This window comes from Luteolibacter yonseiensis, from assembly GCF_016595465.1.
GTDB lineage: Bacteria > Verrucomicrobiota > Verrucomicrobiia > Verrucomicrobiales > Akkermansiaceae > Luteolibacter > Luteolibacter yonseiensis.
In genome coordinates this window covers 468,851-485,040 of the sequence record NZ_JAENIK010000012.1, presented here as the reverse complement: position 1 = coordinate 485,040, position 16,190 = coordinate 468,851, and the positions used below count along the sequence as shown (strand labels likewise).

The window sequence follows — 16,190 nt, the reverse complement described above, 5'->3', positions numbered from 1 at the left end:
TCGTTCGTTTGTGATACCGAATCGGTATGGACTACTCGATCCGGGAACTGGAATGCTTCATGGCGGTGGCGGAGGAACTGTCCTTCACCCGCGCGGCGAAACGGCTGAATCTGGCTCAACCTCCCCTCTCCCGGCACATCAAGACACTGGAGGAAAAAATCGGCGCGCGGTTGTTTCTACGCGAACCGAGAAACGTCTCACTTACCGCCGCAGGCAGCTTGTTCTACGAGGAAACGCGGAACATCCCCCGCCGCCTCATCCGCGCCGGAGAAGCCGCGCGGCGTTGTGCGATCGGTGAAACCGCCCGACTGCGCCTCGGCTTCGTCAGCGCGGTGATGAATGACGCTCTGGTGGAAGTCTTCCGCGAATTCCGCGAGCGCCACCCGCAGGTCCAGATCATGCTGCACGACGTGCCACCGGGCGAACAGTTGAAAGCAATCGCCGACGGCAGGCTCGACGGAGGCTTCGTCGGCATGGCCACCCCGGACGCGGCCGCGGGCATCGGGTTCTTCGAATTGCGCAAGGAACCGCTCGTCTGCCTCCTCCCCTCCGCCCACGCCTTCGCAGGCCGGAAAAGTATCAAACTGAAATCACTCGCGGACGAATCATTCGTCGCCGTCTCCGGCGAATCCGCCCCGGCCTTCGCCAGCCACGTCCGCGAGCTATGCCGTGCCGCAGGCTTCCGCCCAAGAGTCATCCTGGAATCCCCCCGAGCCCAAGCCGTGGCACTCATGGTCGCCGCAGGATCAGGCGTGGCCATCCTCCCCCAGACACTCGGTACTATGATGGGATCAGCGGTAAGTGCCGTCGCCATCGAAGGCCGTCCCAAAATCACCCACGTCTTCGCGCACCGGACAAGCCGGGGAGAAGAGGCGTTGAGGGATTTGATCCGCTTGTTGAGGTAGATTAATCTTTCTTATTGGATCACCTATTTTGTCGAATATCCGAGGCCATTGGGGAGCAACCAAAGACTCGACACCACCGAGGTCTGCTTCTTAATCAATTTTGAATATCTGGTAAATCTTCAGTCGAATAGAGCCCTCTTTCAAAGGCGACAGAATTTGCACGCGATTCATATGGCTGTTTGCCGTCCATCGGATGAACCCAAAGGCGATCCTTGTGATTGCACCAATGCCTCAGATAAAATTGGGGAACGAAATGATGCCTCTCGCTTCTTCGATTTCTTTTCATTTCTGGGCTGTGACCATGATGGTTCGCCGAGCGGCGCGCTCCCATCTGATTGCCCTGCCCATGAGACTATGACTTCAATCGAAGTGGAATATTTTCAGCCTTGCTGGTTCAAAAGAAGAACGAGCTCTAAGCTGCGGCAAAATCCAAATCTCGGGTCGCGCGGACTGCAGGTTTGGGAAGGACTTCTCCCTTGGCGAGACGGTGGGCGATTTCGTCGCGGACGATGGAGCAAAGCTCCGCGTAGGTTGCCTCCTCCTGTTCTCCATGACAGGTGCCGCCGAAGTAAAGGTCCGGGCAGTAACCGATGTAACACTGATCCTCATCGGACCAGCGGACGAAGCGATGGTAGCGGTCTTCCGGTTTCATGGTGAGAATCTATCCTGCAGACTTAGAATCGGCAATTGCTTTCGCAACCTGGCGCTCCTGATAGGTTTTCGAGTCATCCCCTTCCCCGCCACTCAGGGTGATGATGCCCTGAAATGAAGGATGCTTGAACTGGCGATGTGATCCCTTTTGACGGTCCAAGGCGAATCCCGCCTTGCGAAGGTCTGAGATGAGATCTCGGATTTTACGCGGCATGAAGGTTGGCGGGCGGTGTTTCTCAACAACACCCCGCAGGTGTGCAGCACGCCGGGCTCGCGGGTTGCGAGAGATCGGCCTGCGGAGCTTCCATGGAGGGATTCGGCTCGAGGGTTTCGAGGCCGAGTTTTTTGAGAAGTTCGAGGTCCTTGCGGGCTTCGGGGTTCGAGGCGGTGAGGAGCTTGTCTCCGTAGAAAATCGAGTTCGCTCCGGCGAAGAAGCAGAGGGCCTGGGTTTCGTCGGAGAGGCGGGTGCGGCCGGCGGAGAGTCGGACCTTCGCGCCGGGGACGGCGATGCGGGCGCAGGCGATCATGCGGACGAGGTCGAACGGATCGACCTGCGGGTTGTCCGCCAGCGGAGTGCCGGGCATCGGCATGAGCGAATTGATCGGCACGCTTTCCGGTTGCGGATTGAAGCTGGAGATCACCTCCAGCATGCGCAGGCGGTCGGTGATGGTTTCGCTGATGCCGAGGATGCCGCCGCAGCAGACGGACATGCCGGCATCCTGCACGTTGCGGATCGTCCGGAGGCGGTCCTCATAGGTGTGCGAGGTGACGATGTTCGGGTAGTGCTCCGGCGACGTGTCGAGGTTGTGGTTGTAGGCGGTGACACCCGCCTCCTTGAGGACGACGGCTTCGTTCGGCCCCAGTTCGCCAAGGGTGACGCAGACTTCCATTCCGAGCGACGAGACTTCCTTCACGATGTCCACCACCTGGTTGAAACGCTCGGTGCCTCCACGGACACCACGCCAGGCGGCCCCCATGCAGAAACGGGTGGAACCGTTCGCACGGGCGGCGCGGGCGCTTTCCATGACGGTCTCCTTTGAGAGCAGGCGCTGGCTTTGCAGGTCCGTGTCGTAGCGGGCGGACTGGGTGCAGTAGGCGCAGTCTTCCGAGCAACCGCCGGTCTTGATGGAAAGCAGCGTGCAGAGCTGGATTTTCCCATCGGTGAAATTCGCCTCATGCACGGCGCGGGCGCGCTTGAGGAGTTCGAAAAACGGAAGATCGTGAAGCGATTGAAGTTCTGCGAGAGTCATGGTGGTGGAAATCCGGGCGAGCCGTGCACGGACTTCGTACACCGCGCCAAGCGGATGGCAAGAAGCGAGAGCGAAAAGGACGGACCGACGGAGCAAATCCGTGGATTCTCCGGATCCCGGCGGCGGAGGATTTCCCTTGACCCGTTTGAGTGAACAAGAAAGTTTCCCGGCGTCGCGATGTGGTCCACGGTACATTCCGAGCTTTGGTTGCCGACACAACTGAACCGATTACCCACCATCCCCGCTTGAAAAGCAGTTCCCCCCCAATGGGAATGGGCAAGACATCACGCAGGAAAAGTATCGCACGAATTTCCGACCACATATGATCTATCTGCTATCGGGTAGCGGCGCCCCAAACTTCGGCGACGAGCTCATCGTCCGCAAATGGCTGGACCACTATGCCACCCACCACCCCGACACCCCCCTCCACCTCGACTGCAAATCGATCAACCAGTCCCGGAAGATTCACGGGGGGGCCCACCCGGAAACCAGGTTCTTTTTTTTCCTCAAGGCATTGGCACAAGACAAGGCTCCGGGTTCCTTTTGGGAACACTGCGCGCGGGGCTTCGAATTCGTCATGACGAACGCTTCGGTACTGATGCCCCTGCCTCGTGACTGGAAGCAGAAAAGCCTGTGGGACACCCTGCTCTCCCGCAAGAACCGGCTTACCTTGAACGACCGCGGGCGCAAGCTCCAGATCCCCTTGGAAGACGTTCCGGATTTCACAAAGCTAAAGCTCATCCATCTGGTGGGCGGCGGTTACATCTCCGGCTCATGGCCGAACTCCGGATTTTTATTGGGCTGTTGCGCCGCCTTGAAAAGGCTCTTCGGAGTACCGGTCGTCGCAACGGGACTCGGAGTCACCCCTCTGCCCCTCCCTCCACCGGAATGGCAGGGATTCATCCGCTCTGTTTTGGAAAACTTCGATCTCTTCGAAACGAGGGACAGGGACAGTCATGACAGCATCGGGAAAATTCTCGGAGACCGGGGAAACGCGCTCTGTGGACTTGATGATGTGTTTCTCCAGTTTCCTCAGGCAAAATCCACAGGAGCGACCGATGTTCCGGATGAGAAGCCCTCGCTCCATTTGTCGTTTTTCCCCAAAATCTCGAGATTCGATTCAACCGGCAAACTGATCGAAGATATCCGCCTCACCGCCGAGTCGTTCGGAGATGTGTATTTCTGGCTTTGCTGCAAGCCTGACCGCGTGGTTTTCCGATTGCTGAAAAAGGCGATCCCGGGCGTCAAACTGCTGACACCCGCGGAGCTGGTCAATGGATCGATCCCGATGAAAAGAAATGACTTCATGATCACTTCCCGTTTTCATCCCCACCTCATCGGAGCAGGCAATGGCATGAGCGGAATCTTCCTCGCACAGTCCGCCTTCTACCGCGCCAAACATCACTCCGTGACCGCGCTGGGATCTTCATTTGTCGCGCTGGACAACAAACGCACGCTGTTGGAAACCATGAATGAGGTCAAAAACCATCCTCAATCGGATCGGCTGCGGCAACGCGTCGGTGAACTGTCCCAGCAGAAACGTGAGATCGCGCAAGCCATTGGGAGACTGCTCGGCAGCTGAGGCGATGCGCTGTCACGACGCATGACGCGGGCGGAGCAGTCCGCCCCGCCTGGATCGCATGATTCAGCGGACCCAACTGCCGCGGACGAAGGGAAGCTTCCCCTGTCCGACATCATTGTAAACAGTGGGTCCCCTCGCACCTTCAAGTGCGGTGCCGGTGGATTTTCTCCAGACGGCGCTCATGCTTTCTCCGGTGTGGCAACCCCAGCTCTTGCAATAGGCGTTGCGGGCGAAGATGGACGAACGGATGCGCGGCAGATCGCGCTCGTGCAACCACGCGGTGGAGGCGCCGATGATTTCAGCGCTGTAATCGAACATGAAGGCGTGGCGGTTCGAATGGCCGAAGAAATCAAAGGTCTCGACAGAGCCACGCGGACGGGAGTTGAGTTTCTGGAGGAAATCTCCGGAACTGTTGAACCACACCAGGGTGACCTTGCGCTTCGCCGCCTGTTCGGCGATCCATGAAGTGTATGGCTTGCCATCCTCACGGCCGCGAGCCTGGTAGGCCGGTTGATATACCAGCCAGACGATGGGTGCGTTCGCACCATAAGCCTTGCGGATTTCCGCCATGCGGAGGGTGGAGGCGCGGACGAAGTTCGCCCACCACCGGTCGTGTTGATCTTCCGTGACGCGGTAATTCTCCCATTTCCGCAATGCCGTGCCGCCGGTGACGATGACGTGGTCCGCCGAGCAGAAGGAGGTGAGCAGGAGCGAAATCAGGAGCAGGATGCGGGCGCGACCGGTCATGGCGGGGAACTTAGTGGGGCAATTCTGCCGTGGAAAGCCGGAAGTCACGGAACAAGGCAGAAGAATTCAGGAAAGGTTAAATGAAAAAGCCGCGTGGGTTTTCCCACGCGGCCTGTGATTCTCTGACAATTACTCGCCTTGCGAGCCGTTGCGGATGATTTCCAGGAAGCTCTGCGGCTCAAGGGCGGCTCCGCCGATGAGTGCTCCGTCGATATCCGGACACGCCATGAGCTCGGCGGCGTTGCCGGGCTTCACGCTGCCGCCGTATTGGATGCGGATCTTCGCGGCCGCGTCGGCACCGTAGAGGTCGGCAATGACGGAGCGGACGAAGGCGTGAGCTTCCTGTGCCTGCTCGGAGCTGGCGGTGACGCCGGTTCCGATCGCCCAGACAGGTTCGTAGGCGATGACGGTTTCTCCGAGGTCCTTCTCGGAAACCCCCTCAAGACCACCGGTGATCTGGGTGCGGAGGACGGTTTCCAGATTGCCTGCCTCGCGCTCGGCGAGGGTCTCACCGATGCAGAAGATCGGCTTCAGGTTCGCTTCGCGGGCCTTCTTGATCTTCGCGTTGATGATCGCGTCGGTCTCGCCGTAGATGGCGCGGCGCTCGCTGTGGCCGAGGATGACGTAGTGGACGAAAAACTCGCGCAGCATCAGCACGCTGATCTCACCCGTGTAGGCACCGGAGTCGAACTGCGAGCAGTTTTGTGCGGCGATCTGGATGGCATGGGCGTTCTGCACCGCAGTGGCGGTGTGCAGGAGGTCCGCGAGCTTCGGCAGCGAGACGAACGGAGGCGCGATGACGATTTCACAGGGAAAATCCTGGCCTTGCAGCTTGGACAGGAAGCTCTTGATGAAGTCTTCCGTTTCGGAAGCGCCCTTGTTCATCTTCCAGTTGGCGGCGAAAATCGGTTTACGATTCATGATGATGGTTTCAGTGGTTGGGAGGGTTTGGACGGAAATCAGGCTTCGCTGAGAGCGGCCACACCAGGGAGGGTCTTTCCTTCGAGGAGCTCGAGGGATGCGCCACCACCGGTGGAAATGAAGGTCATCCGGTCATCGAGACCGAACTTGTTGACGGCCGTGACGGAGTCACCGCCACCGACGATGGTGGTGCCTTCGTTCGCCGCCATGGCTTCGGCGATGGCCTTGGTGCCCTTGGCGAAGCTGTCGAGTTCGAACACGCCCATCGGGCCGTTCCAGATGATGGTTTTCGCCTTGGCGACTTCTTCGGAGAATTCGGCGATCGCGACATCACCGATGTCGATGCCTTCCCAGCCATCGGGAGTTTCGCCCCCTTGGCCGTAAACGCCGGTGACCTGGGTCTCAGCACCTTCCTTGAACTCCTGGGTCACGCGGGTGTCGGCAGGAAGCAGGAACTTCACGCCCTTGGCCTCGGCCTTGGCGAGAATGTCGAGAGCGAGGTCGAGCTTGTCGCCTTCCACGCGGCTGTTGCCGGTCTTGTAGCCCTGCGCCTTGCGGAAGGTGTTTGCCATCGCGCCGCCGATGAGGAAGGCGTCGGCTTTCTCCATGAGCGCGGTGATGACCTGGATCTTGTCCGAAACCTTGGCGCCGCCCATGATGACGAGGAAGGGCCGCTCGGGGTTCTGGAGCTTGCCGTCGAGGTATTCCAGCTCGCGGTCGAGAAGGAATCCGGAAGCGCTTTGCTTCACGAAATGGGTGACACCTTCCGTGGAGGCGTGCGCGCGGTGAGCGGTGCCGAACGCGTCGTTGACGAAAATTTCAGCCGAGCCGGCGAGTTTCTCGGCGTAGCCGGAGTCGTTGGCCTCTTCTTCGGGATAAAAACGGGTGTTCTCAAGCAACAGGACCTCGCCCGGTTGGAGGGCGGCGCGGAGGGCGGCCGTTTCCTCACCGATGCTGTCCGGAGCGAGTTTCACCTCTTGGCCGAGGATGGCGGAAAGTGCGGCTGCCACGGGAGCAAGGGAGAACTTCGCCTCGAAGCCGCCGGTGGGACGACCGAGGTGGGAGCAAAGCACGAGCTTGGCACCGCCCGAAATCAGATGGCGGATGGAAGGGATCGCCCCTTGGATCCGGGTGTCATCGGTGATGACGCCATCCTTGAGCGGGACGTTGAAGTCAGCACGCATGAGGACTTCTTTGGAAGAAACATCGAGATCGCGAATGGATAGTTTAGCCATGGGGCGGGAATCCCGCCTTAGAGCAGGCCCGCTGTCAAGCGGGGTGTTGAGTTAGATGGCCCTCCTATCCGGGAACACAGGCGTCCGGTCTGTCATTCACTTCTGCATGGGCTCGGTGCGGAAACGTTCGTGCTGCCGGCGCAGGATGGGGGCCTGGGGGCCTCCGGGTTCGAAATTGACGGCGCGGGCGGAATGCTCGAGCGCCGCCTTCCGGTCTCCTTTGGCGAACCGGATCTCCGCCATGGTATCGAGGTAGGAGGATTCCTCCGGATTGAGTGCGATGACCCTGGTCTCCAGCGCTTCGGCTTCATCGAGCTTGAGCCGGGCACGTGAAGCCAGCCAGGCGGCGGTGTTCCGGGTGTTGTCACAGTCTGGAAATTGTTCGAGCACGCGGGACATGCGCGCCCATGCCGCTTCAAACCACTCATCATGCTCCTTCAGCAGCCCCGCCTTGCGCACGGCGGGAAAGAAGTCGTCAGCCAGACTTCCGTCGCTGGGGAAATTCCCGAGAGCCTGATTGATCAGCGCGACGGATCCGGCGCGGTCTGCCTTGAGATTCGCGAGCGCCCGTCCGAGGTCGGACTGGAAACGCAGGATTTGCAGCGCCACGGGGTTCGAGCTTGGCGGCACCTCGGCCGCCGCGATCTGCGCCCGGACCTCCGCATGAGCCGCCAATTGCAGCCAGCTCCCCTGTTCCATCAACAACGCCTGGTGGGCCTCCAGAACCCTGGCGAGGGTCTGGGGGTTCTCCGGATTGCACTCACGGACAGCCCGTTCCATCCAGATCGCGGCACGCGTGTAGTCTCCACCCTCGCTGTAGGAAATCGAGATCGCTTCGGCGTCATAGCCGAGGGCGAGTTTCTCCACCCAACTGTCGTGAGCGGCAGCCTCCTCCGCCTTCCCGGCGCGCCGCAGAAATGCGGCGGCCCGGGCGTGCAGGGTGGGTACCGGATCAAGCTTGGCCTTGGCGCGGGCCTCGATAAGTTTGAGCTCCCACTCGGCCGCCTCGGTCCAGCGTCCCGCAGCGGTGAAGTTATCCAGGAAAACACCGCCCATGATTTCCTCGCGTTTCCCCTCCGGCAGCATGTCCCAAAGCTTGAGCTGGTTGGCCGCGTCCGACGTTTGCCCGACAAGAAAGATCATTTTCTCCAAAATCGCTTCACGCTTTTCCAAGGGAGTTTTTTGGACGTCCGCCCATGCGAGCTCCACCCATTTCTCCCGGAGTTTGGCGGGGTCGCGCCCGACGCCGAAAACCGAGAGCATCCCGGAGAGGCGTTCCGCGCGACCGGCCTGAGGGTCGAGTTCCGCCAGCCATTCCCATAACACACGGACCTCTTCCTGTTCGCCGAACAGGAAGCCCAGGGCGTCGTCCCAGCGCTCCTCATTGTCACCCGCCCAGGTACCGATCAGTTTTTGCAACAAGGCGGGGGCTCCATCGTGTCGTGATCTCGCACCACGTGTGGAACCGCACAGATATCTCAAAAACCGGGTGAAATGATCCTCATTTTCCCCGGCAAGGGCGAGCAGCGGCTTCAGGTACGCATCCTCGGCCTGCTGGGCCAGTCCGCGGCTTTCCAGAAAGTTCACCAGGTAAAGGAGATCCAGGGTCGCATCGGAAGGATTGTATTCCTCGCTATCATCCTTCCTCAGTATCCCAATCCTCTCGCCGACCCATGCGGTGTAGTCCGGCTTTTCCGGATCGAGTCCCAGAATTTTCAACGCTTCCGGGACGCGTTCGACCATCTCGTTGTAAACATAACCACCCAATTTCGAACTTTGAACAAACGCGGTGTCCGCCATTGCTGTTTCGCCGAGCAAGTACAACGCGTTGATGGCGGCCAGTTGGTCCTGGTCCCCGCGCCCGTTCAACGCGAGCATCAGCGGATATCGATCCAGTTCGCGGATCGGCTTTCCCTGCCAGCGCCGGATCGCGAGATCGGTGTAGGCCGTGGCATTCTTTTCGGCACCCGAATCTCCTTTCTCCCGCTGCAACCAAGGAATCGGATCGCCAAGCAGGACGGACATCACAGCGGAGATCTTCGATTCCCCTGCCGCGGTGGCGGCATTCTTCGCGGCTCCGACATTACCGGAGGCACGGTACAACGCGAGTTGCCAGGCGTCGGCATGGGGTCCTTTGAGCGTGAGCGCGCGCTTCAACTCATCATCCAGAGTCCCTTGGTTGCGGTGGAAATTCGCCAGCGCGAGCAGGCCGGTCGCCGTGGCCGGAGCCATTTCCAAAAACTCCCGCGCGCTATCGGCATCGCCCTTTCCCAGGCTTTCACGCGCCGCGATCACGGCCACGGCGGAAATGCCGAAATTCCCCTCGTGATTGGAACGCAGCGGTTCTTCGAGGCTGGCCCGCAGCTCTGCGCTCGACTCATTGGAATAAAGCTTGAGAAGCTGCCGCCACGCGCGTTTGCGGATGAGTTCCTCAAAAAGTTTCTCCTTTTCCCGTCCGGAGGCCTTGGCATACTGTTCGACAATGGCGATCACCGTGGGATCTGTCTCGGGAGTGATGAAGAGCTGGATTTTCCGGATCAATTCCCGTGCCCTGTAAGCCTGCTCGGGATCCTTGCCCTCCGCGACAGCCTGTAATGCGGGGAGTGCCGGATCTCCGATTTGCCAGATCTTCCGGCTGGCCTCCTCCCGTGTGCGGAATTTCGGATCGGCAAGTTCCTGGACGAGCACTTCCACGGATTTCTCCGGAGGAGAAGGCACGGTGGTGGGTTCCGGCGCGGCGTACGCGGTCCACGACCACGTGGAAAATCCCGCAACCATCAGGACTCGCTGAAATTTCATGAATGCCGAAACGTCGCGGATTTCCCGAATCAATCAACCTCGTTTTCCCGGTCAAGCCGCGAAACTCTCGCCGCAGGAGCAGGTGACCACCGCGTTCGGATTGCTCACCTTGAAACCTCCCTGCTGGAGATCGTCGGAAAAATCCAGTTCACTTCCGCTGACAAAGAGCGCGCTCTTCGGGTCGATCACGACATTCACTCCGTTGCTCGGCACCAGGATGTCCCGGTCGCGCGGGCCGTCGACAAGGTCCATCTTATACTGGAGGCCAGAGCACCCGCCACCGACCACCGCGATGCGCAGCGCGCCGTCCGGCCGTCCCTGCCGGTCGAGCAGGCCGCGCAGGTGTGACGACGCTCCTTCCAGCACCTTCACCAGTTTTTCGTTGCCGATCTTGTAGTTCACCGCCGCGTTCATGGCCGGAACGTGCACTGGAGACGGGAGACGGCAAGACATAAGACGTAAGAAAAGAGACTGATCAGCGAGCCGGGCGGGCGTGATCGGCCGTTTTCCCGCCGTTTGATCTTCCTCGTTCGATATCGAAATCATCTCTTGCCTCCAATCATCGGAATCCCGGATGGTAGGGTACATGAGATACCGCCCCTCCAAACGTGTTATCTGGCTCGCCATTCCGCTGATCCCTGTCCTGCTCATGTGCGGGGGTGTCTGGCTTGCGGGGACCTTCGATGAACCGGACATCTCAACCTGGGGCTCAAAACCTCCTGCCGCAGGAGCCCGCTCCAAGCCGCTGGGTTGGTATGATGACAGCCTTTTCAGTTTGGCGCACTCGAAGCTGAATCCGTGGAAAAGCGAGATGGGTCACGACTTCGGCAGTCATTTTTACAACCTCAAGCAATCGGAAAATCCGCAGGATCAAGAAAAGTATCGCAAGCTCATGAAGCTGGGGAAGGCGTGGTACGGACGCATCCTGGTCCGCTACCCCGAACTCTCGGTCACTTACAAAGACCTTCCAGCCGAACGCAACGGACTGCTGCAGTGGGCACGTTTCGAAAAACGCCTGCGTGACACGATAAAGCCGGGTGCATCCGGCCTCATCGACCTGCCGGACAAGCTCAAGGCGCACTTCGGAGTCACCAAGGAGTTTCCGTGGAATTCGCACTCCGTGAAAGACTGGCTGGATGACAACCGGGCGTTGCTGGATGAAGCGCGCGCCATCGCCCTCATGCCGGAGCGATCCTCCGGAGGCTTTTCCGAAGATGAAACGGTACTCGAAACGGGCATGGCAGCCCGCGATTTTTCCAAGGCATTTCTCATGGAGGCCAGACTTTTTGCCGAACAAGGCGATATCGGCCGTGCGTTGGAATCCATCCGGGCGGCAAACGGACTCGCCGATCATCTGAGGAATGGCGAGGCCCCCACCTTCATGCAGGGGCTCGTCGGTGCCAACGTCCAACAAACCATCGACCGATACGTCCTTTCCAACATCCTCCCGGCCCTTCCCTCCGGGACCGATGTCACGGCTTGGGAAAATGCGGCGAACCCGACACTCCGCCAACCCGCCGATTTCGCACGGCTGGTCCGGGGCGAATGGAATGCCTACATGCCCGGGGTCTTCCTTCCCGCGTTGGCGGATACGAAGGATCCCGGAACTCCCGCCGATGCGGAAGCGTTGGCAGAGGCCTACACCCAGGCATCCCGGTCGTTCGTCAACCGGAACGAATCACTCTCCCTATCGGACCTTCCGTCAAACCCTGTCGTCCGCCCCGGCTATAAGGACCTCTCGCTGCGCAGCCAGCGGATCGCCAAAGAACATGGCATGACAACGGACAGCCACAACCTGCGTGACACTTGGGAAAGGTACCAAGTCCAGACGGGAATGACGCAAGCCGCCTTCGCCATCCTCAAAGGCCAGCCGGTCCCCAATGATCCCATCTATGGAGCGCCCTACCAATGGGACCCGGTGACCCGAAAACTTTCGCTTCCGAAGATTCAGGAATTCAAGAAATCCGCGATCAAGCCGTTGATTCTACCGACGTTGTGACGGAGAGTATTTCCGCCCGTTGCAGGATAACGAAAAAACGGGCCGCCCCTTCTGGAGCAGCCCGTAAAATTCTTCGGAGATCGAAAAAACCGGAATCTCAGGATTCCTCGGTCTCGGTCGCTTCTGGAGCGGCGGTTTCCACCACTTCGTCAGCTTTCTTGGCGACTTTCTTCGCTGGAGCTTTCTTGGCGGCGGCGGCTTTCTTGGCCGGAGCCTTCTTCGCAGGCTCGGCCTTCTTGACAGCGGAGCTTTTCACGGTGCCGCCGAGCTTCAGCTGTTCAGCCTTGCGCTTCAAATAATCGGCGCGGCGACGGCGTTTGATGATCTTTTTAAGTTGTTGTCCCATGATTGGTGGCCCTCTGCCTAGGGATTCAGGCGGACGGGATCAAGGGGAAAATCTCACCAGATTTCACTCACCTGCTGTTTCGCATTCGACATGCGGCCCATTCCCGGCAGAGATTTCCGCCCCATGGCAGGCATCATCATCGCACCCAGAGCACGCATTTTCCACGGTCACGAATGGATTTATGCCACCGAGATCAAGAAAACCTTCGGCAATCCACAACCAGGAGACGTCATCACACTCAAGGATTTCCGGGATCGCCCGCTCGGCACCGCCATTTACAATCCGCAGTCGCAGATCGTCGCGCGACGCTTCTCACGCCGGAAGCAGGATCTCAATCTGGATTTCTTCACCCGCCGCATCGGCCAGGCGATCGAACACCGGAAAGCTTCCGGAATCGATGAAACGCTGGCCCGCCTCGTCTGGTCCGAGTCCGACGGCCTGCCCGGCCTGATCGTGGACCGTTATGGCGACCACCTGTCGGTGCAAACCCTCACGCTCGCCATGGACCTGCGCAAGGAGATCATCCGGGACGCTCTCATCTCCCTCCTCAATCCGGCCTCCATCGTCCTCCGGAACGACTCTCCCTACCGCAAGGCGGAAGGCATGGAGCCGGGGATCGAGATGCTGCATGGAGAAAATCCCGGCAGTTTCCAGGTCCGCGCGAACGACATCATCTTCGAAGTGGATCTCTATGACGGACAGAAGACCGGCCTCTACCTCGACCAGTTCCAGGCCCACGCCGAAGTCGCCGCACTCTCCAAGGGAAAACGCGTGCTCGACTGCTTCACCAATCAAGGCGGATTCGCCCTCGCCTGTGCGAAAGCCGGCGCCGCCCATGTCACCGCCGTGGACGTCTCCGCCAGCGCCTGTGAAGCCGCGAGGAAGAACGCAAAACTCAACGGTGTGGAGATCGACGTTATCGAGCACAATGTCTTCGATTTCCTCAAACACGCCAAGCCGGAGTACGACCTCATCATTCTCGATCCTCCGAGCTTCACCCGCAACAAGGCCACGCTCATGGACGCCATGCGCGGCTACAAGGAGATCCACCTGCGCTCGCTCAAGCTCCTCGACAAGGGCGGCCTCCTCTCCACCTTCTGCTGCTCCTACCACGCCTCGCGCGAACTCTACATGGAAAACCTTGTCGCCGCCTCCATTGATGCGAAGAAATCAGCGCGTCTTGTCATGAACCACTCCCAGCGCGCGGACCACCCGATCCTGATCTCCATCCCGGAAACGGGATATCTCAAGGGATTCACCGTGGAGGTGATCGCTTCGAGATAAACCGGCACCTCTCACCCGCCGGCCTGTATCCGCCGCATCCCTTCGAACATTTCCCGGTGCGCCGCCACAATGCGGGTGCGCCGGGCCATGTCGGGGGCCGGGTCCCATTGGTTCTTATCGTAGGTGCCCCCCAGCAGGATGCCATCCGTGCGCGGGAACATGTAGAGATCCTCGCTGATCAGGTTGTAGTTCACAGCTGGCTGCGGCAGGAGGAAGGTGAGCTGTCCTCGGATGGGCATCAGTTCCGGATCATCACAGAGCTGCTTCGCGCCCAGGCCCGCACAGTTGAAAACCACCGGATGCGGGAGGGACAGCATCTCATCCCGGTTCGCCATGGGCCGGATCAGGATTTTCCCGCCCGCGTCCTCGACTTCTTCGAGCAGGGAAGGCAGGTAGATCGACGGTTCGATCATCATGGTGTGGAACCTCCGGGCGTAATTGGCAGGGAAAACGTGCTCTCCAGGACCGAAGTCATGGAATCCAACCTGCAACGGGTGCAGCACGCCGCCGGGCCCGCTGATCCAACCGTTTTTGGGCGGATCATTGCTCAGGTAATAATTCGGCAGCCATCTCACGCCACGATGCGGTCCGACCAGGCGCTGGAAATACTGGTAAGAAAAAGCCGCCGCCTCGCAATATTGCGCCGCGAACGCCTCGGTCCGCCGGTCATTGTCGAACACGGAAAACGGCCACCATTGCGCGCCCGCAATGTTTGATGTGGTATCCGGTGGCAGCGCGGCGGTGTAGATCGTCACGCTCGCCCCCCGCAGTTGCAGCAGGCGCGCCGTGCTGAGGCCCATCACTCCTCCTCCGACGACGCCGCAGGATACTCCGGCGAGTGATCCCGCCAGTTTCACCGCGAGTTCCGAACTACCCCACGACAGGGTCATCCCGCCACCGCCATGGCCGTAGTTGTGGACGAGGATTTTCCCAGCCGCCTCTTCCCTGCGTACCACGAATCCGGATGGCCGGAAAGGGCGCAGTCCCGCGACCGTGCGGATCTCCAGCGCGGGATCAACCGTCACAGGGACGAGATCATCCCCCTCCCTATTCTTCCTGGTTTCCACCTTTTTCACTGCTTCCACCGGCTGCTCGCGCCGACACCCCGCTCCCGCCGCCATCCCAGCCAAAGTCAATCCAAGCACACGCCTCCGGTTCATCCGCGGACTACGTTTTCCGTCATCAAACTTTTTCATCCCGGACATACCCGCGTTCCGGCCTCCTCGATCGCCTGCCGCCCGAGGATCATCCACTTCCAGAAGGACTGGACAGCCAGCCCCCTGAGAACCCAACCTCTCCCCACCTCCCCGGCAGCCGACTTCCCTTTCGATGGACTATTCCTCTCTTATCTCCAAACGCCGCGACCGCTTCTCAGAACTTGAGGAAGCCGTGGGCGACCCGGAACTTTTCTCCAATCCCAAGCGGGCCACGGCCATCCTTCGCGAGCACCGCCAGCTCAAGGCTTCGCTCGATCTTTGGGATAAATTGCAGGACGTCAAACGCCAGCTCGCGGACAATCAGGAACTCGTCAGATCAGGAGATCCCGATTTCGCGGAAATGGCCGCCGAGGAGATCCCCGAACAGGAAAAGACCATCTCCGGACTACAGGAGGAGCTTCAATACGCCCTCCTTCCCGCCGACCCGAGCGAGGACCGCGACGCGCTTGTGGAAATCCGGGCGGGTGCCGGTGGAGATGAGGCATCGCTCTTCGCCGCCGAACTGATGCGCATGTACCAGCGCTACGCCGATCTGCGGGGTTGGAAGGCGGAGCACCTTGAAAGCTCTCCTTCCGAAGTCGGAGGATTCAAGGAGGTCATCTTGAAAATCACCGGGGAGCAGGTGTTCCGCTATCTCAAATACGAGTCCGGGGTCCACCGCGTCCAACGGGTGCCCGCCACTGAAACCCAAGGAAGGGTCCACACCTCCACCGTCACCGTCGCCGTGCTGCCGGAAGCTGAGGAAGTCGATGTCGAACTCAAACAGGAGGACCTCCGCATCGAAGTTTGCCGGGCGGGTGGCGCTGGCGGCCAGCACGTCAACCGCACCGAATCCGCTGTCCAGATTTTCCACCTTCCCACCGGTCTCTACGTCCGGTGCGAGGACGGACGGTCCCAGATCAAGAACAAGGAAATGGCTCTGCAGATCCTCCGTTCCAAACTCTACGAACAAAAACTCCGGGAGCAGCAGGACGCTTATTCCAGCCACCGCCGCTCGCTCATCGGCTCCGGCGACAGGTCGGAAAAAATCCGGACCTATAATTTCCCCCAAAGCCGCATCACCGACCACCGGATCGGCCACACCTCGCACAACCTCACCGGTATCGTGGCCGGCGACCTCACGGAGTTCACCAACGAACTCCAGAAGGCCGAAATGGCCGACCGCCTCGCGGAAGCGGGACTGTGATTCCGCAAGCTTGACGCGATTGGCGCAAACCGTCCCATCTGGCACCAGATGGCGACAGAATTCGCACG

Annotated in this window: 16 protein-coding genes; 5 read left to right on the top strand and 11 right to left on the bottom strand. The window is 60.0% G+C overall.

From position 1 onward, the window contains the following. The first annotated feature begins 26 nt into the window (after window positions 1-26). Window positions 27-905: a LysR substrate-binding domain-containing protein gene (locus JIN84_RS17730; protein ID WP_200352405.1), complete on the top strand. Its 879-nt coding sequence runs from the start codon at window positions 27-29 to the stop codon at window positions 903-905. 94 nt (window positions 906-999) lie between these two features. Here JIN84_RS17730 and JIN84_RS23555 read toward each other — a convergent pair whose 3' ends face one another. The 4 genes from JIN84_RS23555 to bioB all read right to left on the bottom strand — a co-directional run bounded on the left by JIN84_RS23555 (window position 1,000) and on the right by bioB (window position 2,806). After that, window positions 1,000-1,191, bottom strand: coding sequence for a DUF4238 domain-containing protein (locus JIN84_RS23555; protein WP_425602308.1), 192 nt, complete (start codon window positions 1,189-1,191; stop codon window positions 1,000-1,002). Window positions 1,192-1,317: 126 nt separating this feature from the next. After that, window positions 1,318-1,557, bottom strand: a complete 240-nt coding sequence (locus JIN84_RS17720) for a hypothetical protein (RefSeq protein WP_200352403.1) — start codon at window positions 1,555-1,557, stop codon at window positions 1,318-1,320. 9 nt (window positions 1,558-1,566) lie between these two features. Further along, on the bottom strand, window positions 1,567-1,770 hold the full coding sequence (locus tag JIN84_RS17715) for a type II toxin-antitoxin system HicA family toxin (RefSeq protein ID WP_200352402.1): 204 nt from the start codon (window positions 1,768-1,770) through the stop codon (window positions 1,567-1,569). Window positions 1,771-1,792: 22 nt separating this feature from the next. Then, the gene (bioB, locus tag JIN84_RS17710; protein WP_200352401.1) at window positions 1,793-2,806 is read right to left on the bottom strand and encodes a biotin synthase BioB; all 1,014 of its coding nucleotides are present in this window, start codon (window positions 2,804-2,806) and stop codon (window positions 1,793-1,795) included. Window positions 2,807-3,128: 322 nt separating this feature from the next. Here bioB and JIN84_RS17705 point away from each other — a divergent pair, with 322 nt between their 5' ends. Continuing rightward, a complete protein-coding gene (locus tag JIN84_RS17705) occupies window positions 3,129-4,388 on the top strand; it encodes a polysaccharide pyruvyl transferase family protein (protein ID WP_200352400.1) in 1,260 nt (419 codons plus the stop codon). Window positions 4,389-4,451: 63 nt separating this feature from the next. On the opposite strand, the gene JIN84_RS17700 is transcribed toward JIN84_RS17705, so the two are convergent. The 5 genes from JIN84_RS17700 to JIN84_RS17680 form a co-directional block, all read right to left on the bottom strand. Then, window positions 4,452-5,135, bottom strand: a complete 684-nt coding sequence (locus JIN84_RS17700) for a hypothetical protein (protein WP_200352399.1) — start codon at window positions 5,133-5,135, stop codon at window positions 4,452-4,454. A 129-nt stretch (window positions 5,136-5,264) separates the two neighbouring features. After that, window positions 5,265-6,056, bottom strand: coding sequence for a triose-phosphate isomerase (gene tpiA, locus JIN84_RS17695; protein ID WP_200352398.1), 792 nt, complete (start codon window positions 6,054-6,056; stop codon window positions 5,265-5,267). 38 nt (window positions 6,057-6,094) lie between these two features. Then, window positions 6,095-7,291, bottom strand: a complete 1,197-nt coding sequence (locus tag JIN84_RS17690; protein ID WP_200352397.1) for a phosphoglycerate kinase — start codon at window positions 7,289-7,291, stop codon at window positions 6,095-6,097. A gap of 96 nt (window positions 7,292-7,387) precedes the next feature. Further along, entirely contained in the window at window positions 7,388-10,090 is a 2,703-nt protein-coding gene (locus tag JIN84_RS17685; protein WP_200352396.1) for a tetratricopeptide repeat protein, read from the bottom strand. A gap of 51 nt (window positions 10,091-10,141) precedes the next feature. Then, window positions 10,142-10,504 carry an iron-sulfur cluster assembly accessory protein gene (locus tag JIN84_RS17680; protein ID WP_200352950.1) on the bottom strand — a complete coding sequence of 121 codons (363 nt, stop codon included), beginning with the start codon at window positions 10,502-10,504 and terminating at the stop codon, window positions 10,142-10,144. Window positions 10,505-10,676: 172 nt separating this feature from the next. Between JIN84_RS17680 and JIN84_RS17675 the strand changes: the two genes are divergently transcribed. Further along, window positions 10,677-12,089, top strand: coding sequence for a hypothetical protein (locus JIN84_RS17675; protein WP_200352395.1), 1,413 nt, complete (start codon window positions 10,677-10,679; stop codon window positions 12,087-12,089). A 97-nt stretch (window positions 12,090-12,186) separates the two neighbouring features. Here JIN84_RS17675 and JIN84_RS17670 read toward each other — a convergent pair whose 3' ends face one another. Continuing rightward, complete coding sequence (locus JIN84_RS17670) at window positions 12,187-12,435, bottom strand: hypothetical protein (RefSeq protein ID WP_200352394.1); 249 nt, start codon at window positions 12,433-12,435, stop codon at window positions 12,187-12,189. 123 nt (window positions 12,436-12,558) lie between these two features. On the opposite strand from JIN84_RS17670, the gene JIN84_RS17665 reads away from it, so the two are divergent. Beyond that, on the top strand, window positions 12,559-13,719 hold the full coding sequence (locus JIN84_RS17665; protein ID WP_200352393.1) for a class I SAM-dependent rRNA methyltransferase: 1,161 nt from the start codon (window positions 12,559-12,561) through the stop codon (window positions 13,717-13,719). Between the two features lie 11 nt (window positions 13,720-13,730). Here JIN84_RS17665 and JIN84_RS17660 read toward each other — a convergent pair whose 3' ends face one another. Then, a complete protein-coding gene (locus tag JIN84_RS17660) occupies window positions 13,731-14,744 on the bottom strand; it encodes an FAD-dependent oxidoreductase (RefSeq protein WP_200352392.1) in 1,014 nt (337 codons plus the stop codon). A 304-nt stretch (window positions 14,745-15,048) separates the two neighbouring features. Between JIN84_RS17660 and prfA the strand changes: the two genes are divergently transcribed. Next, window positions 15,049-16,122 (top strand): peptide chain release factor 1, encoded by a 1,074-nt coding sequence (prfA, locus tag JIN84_RS17655; protein ID WP_200352391.1) that lies wholly within the window; start codon window positions 15,049-15,051, stop codon window positions 16,120-16,122. The last annotated feature ends 68 nt before the right edge of the window (window positions 16,123-16,190 follow it).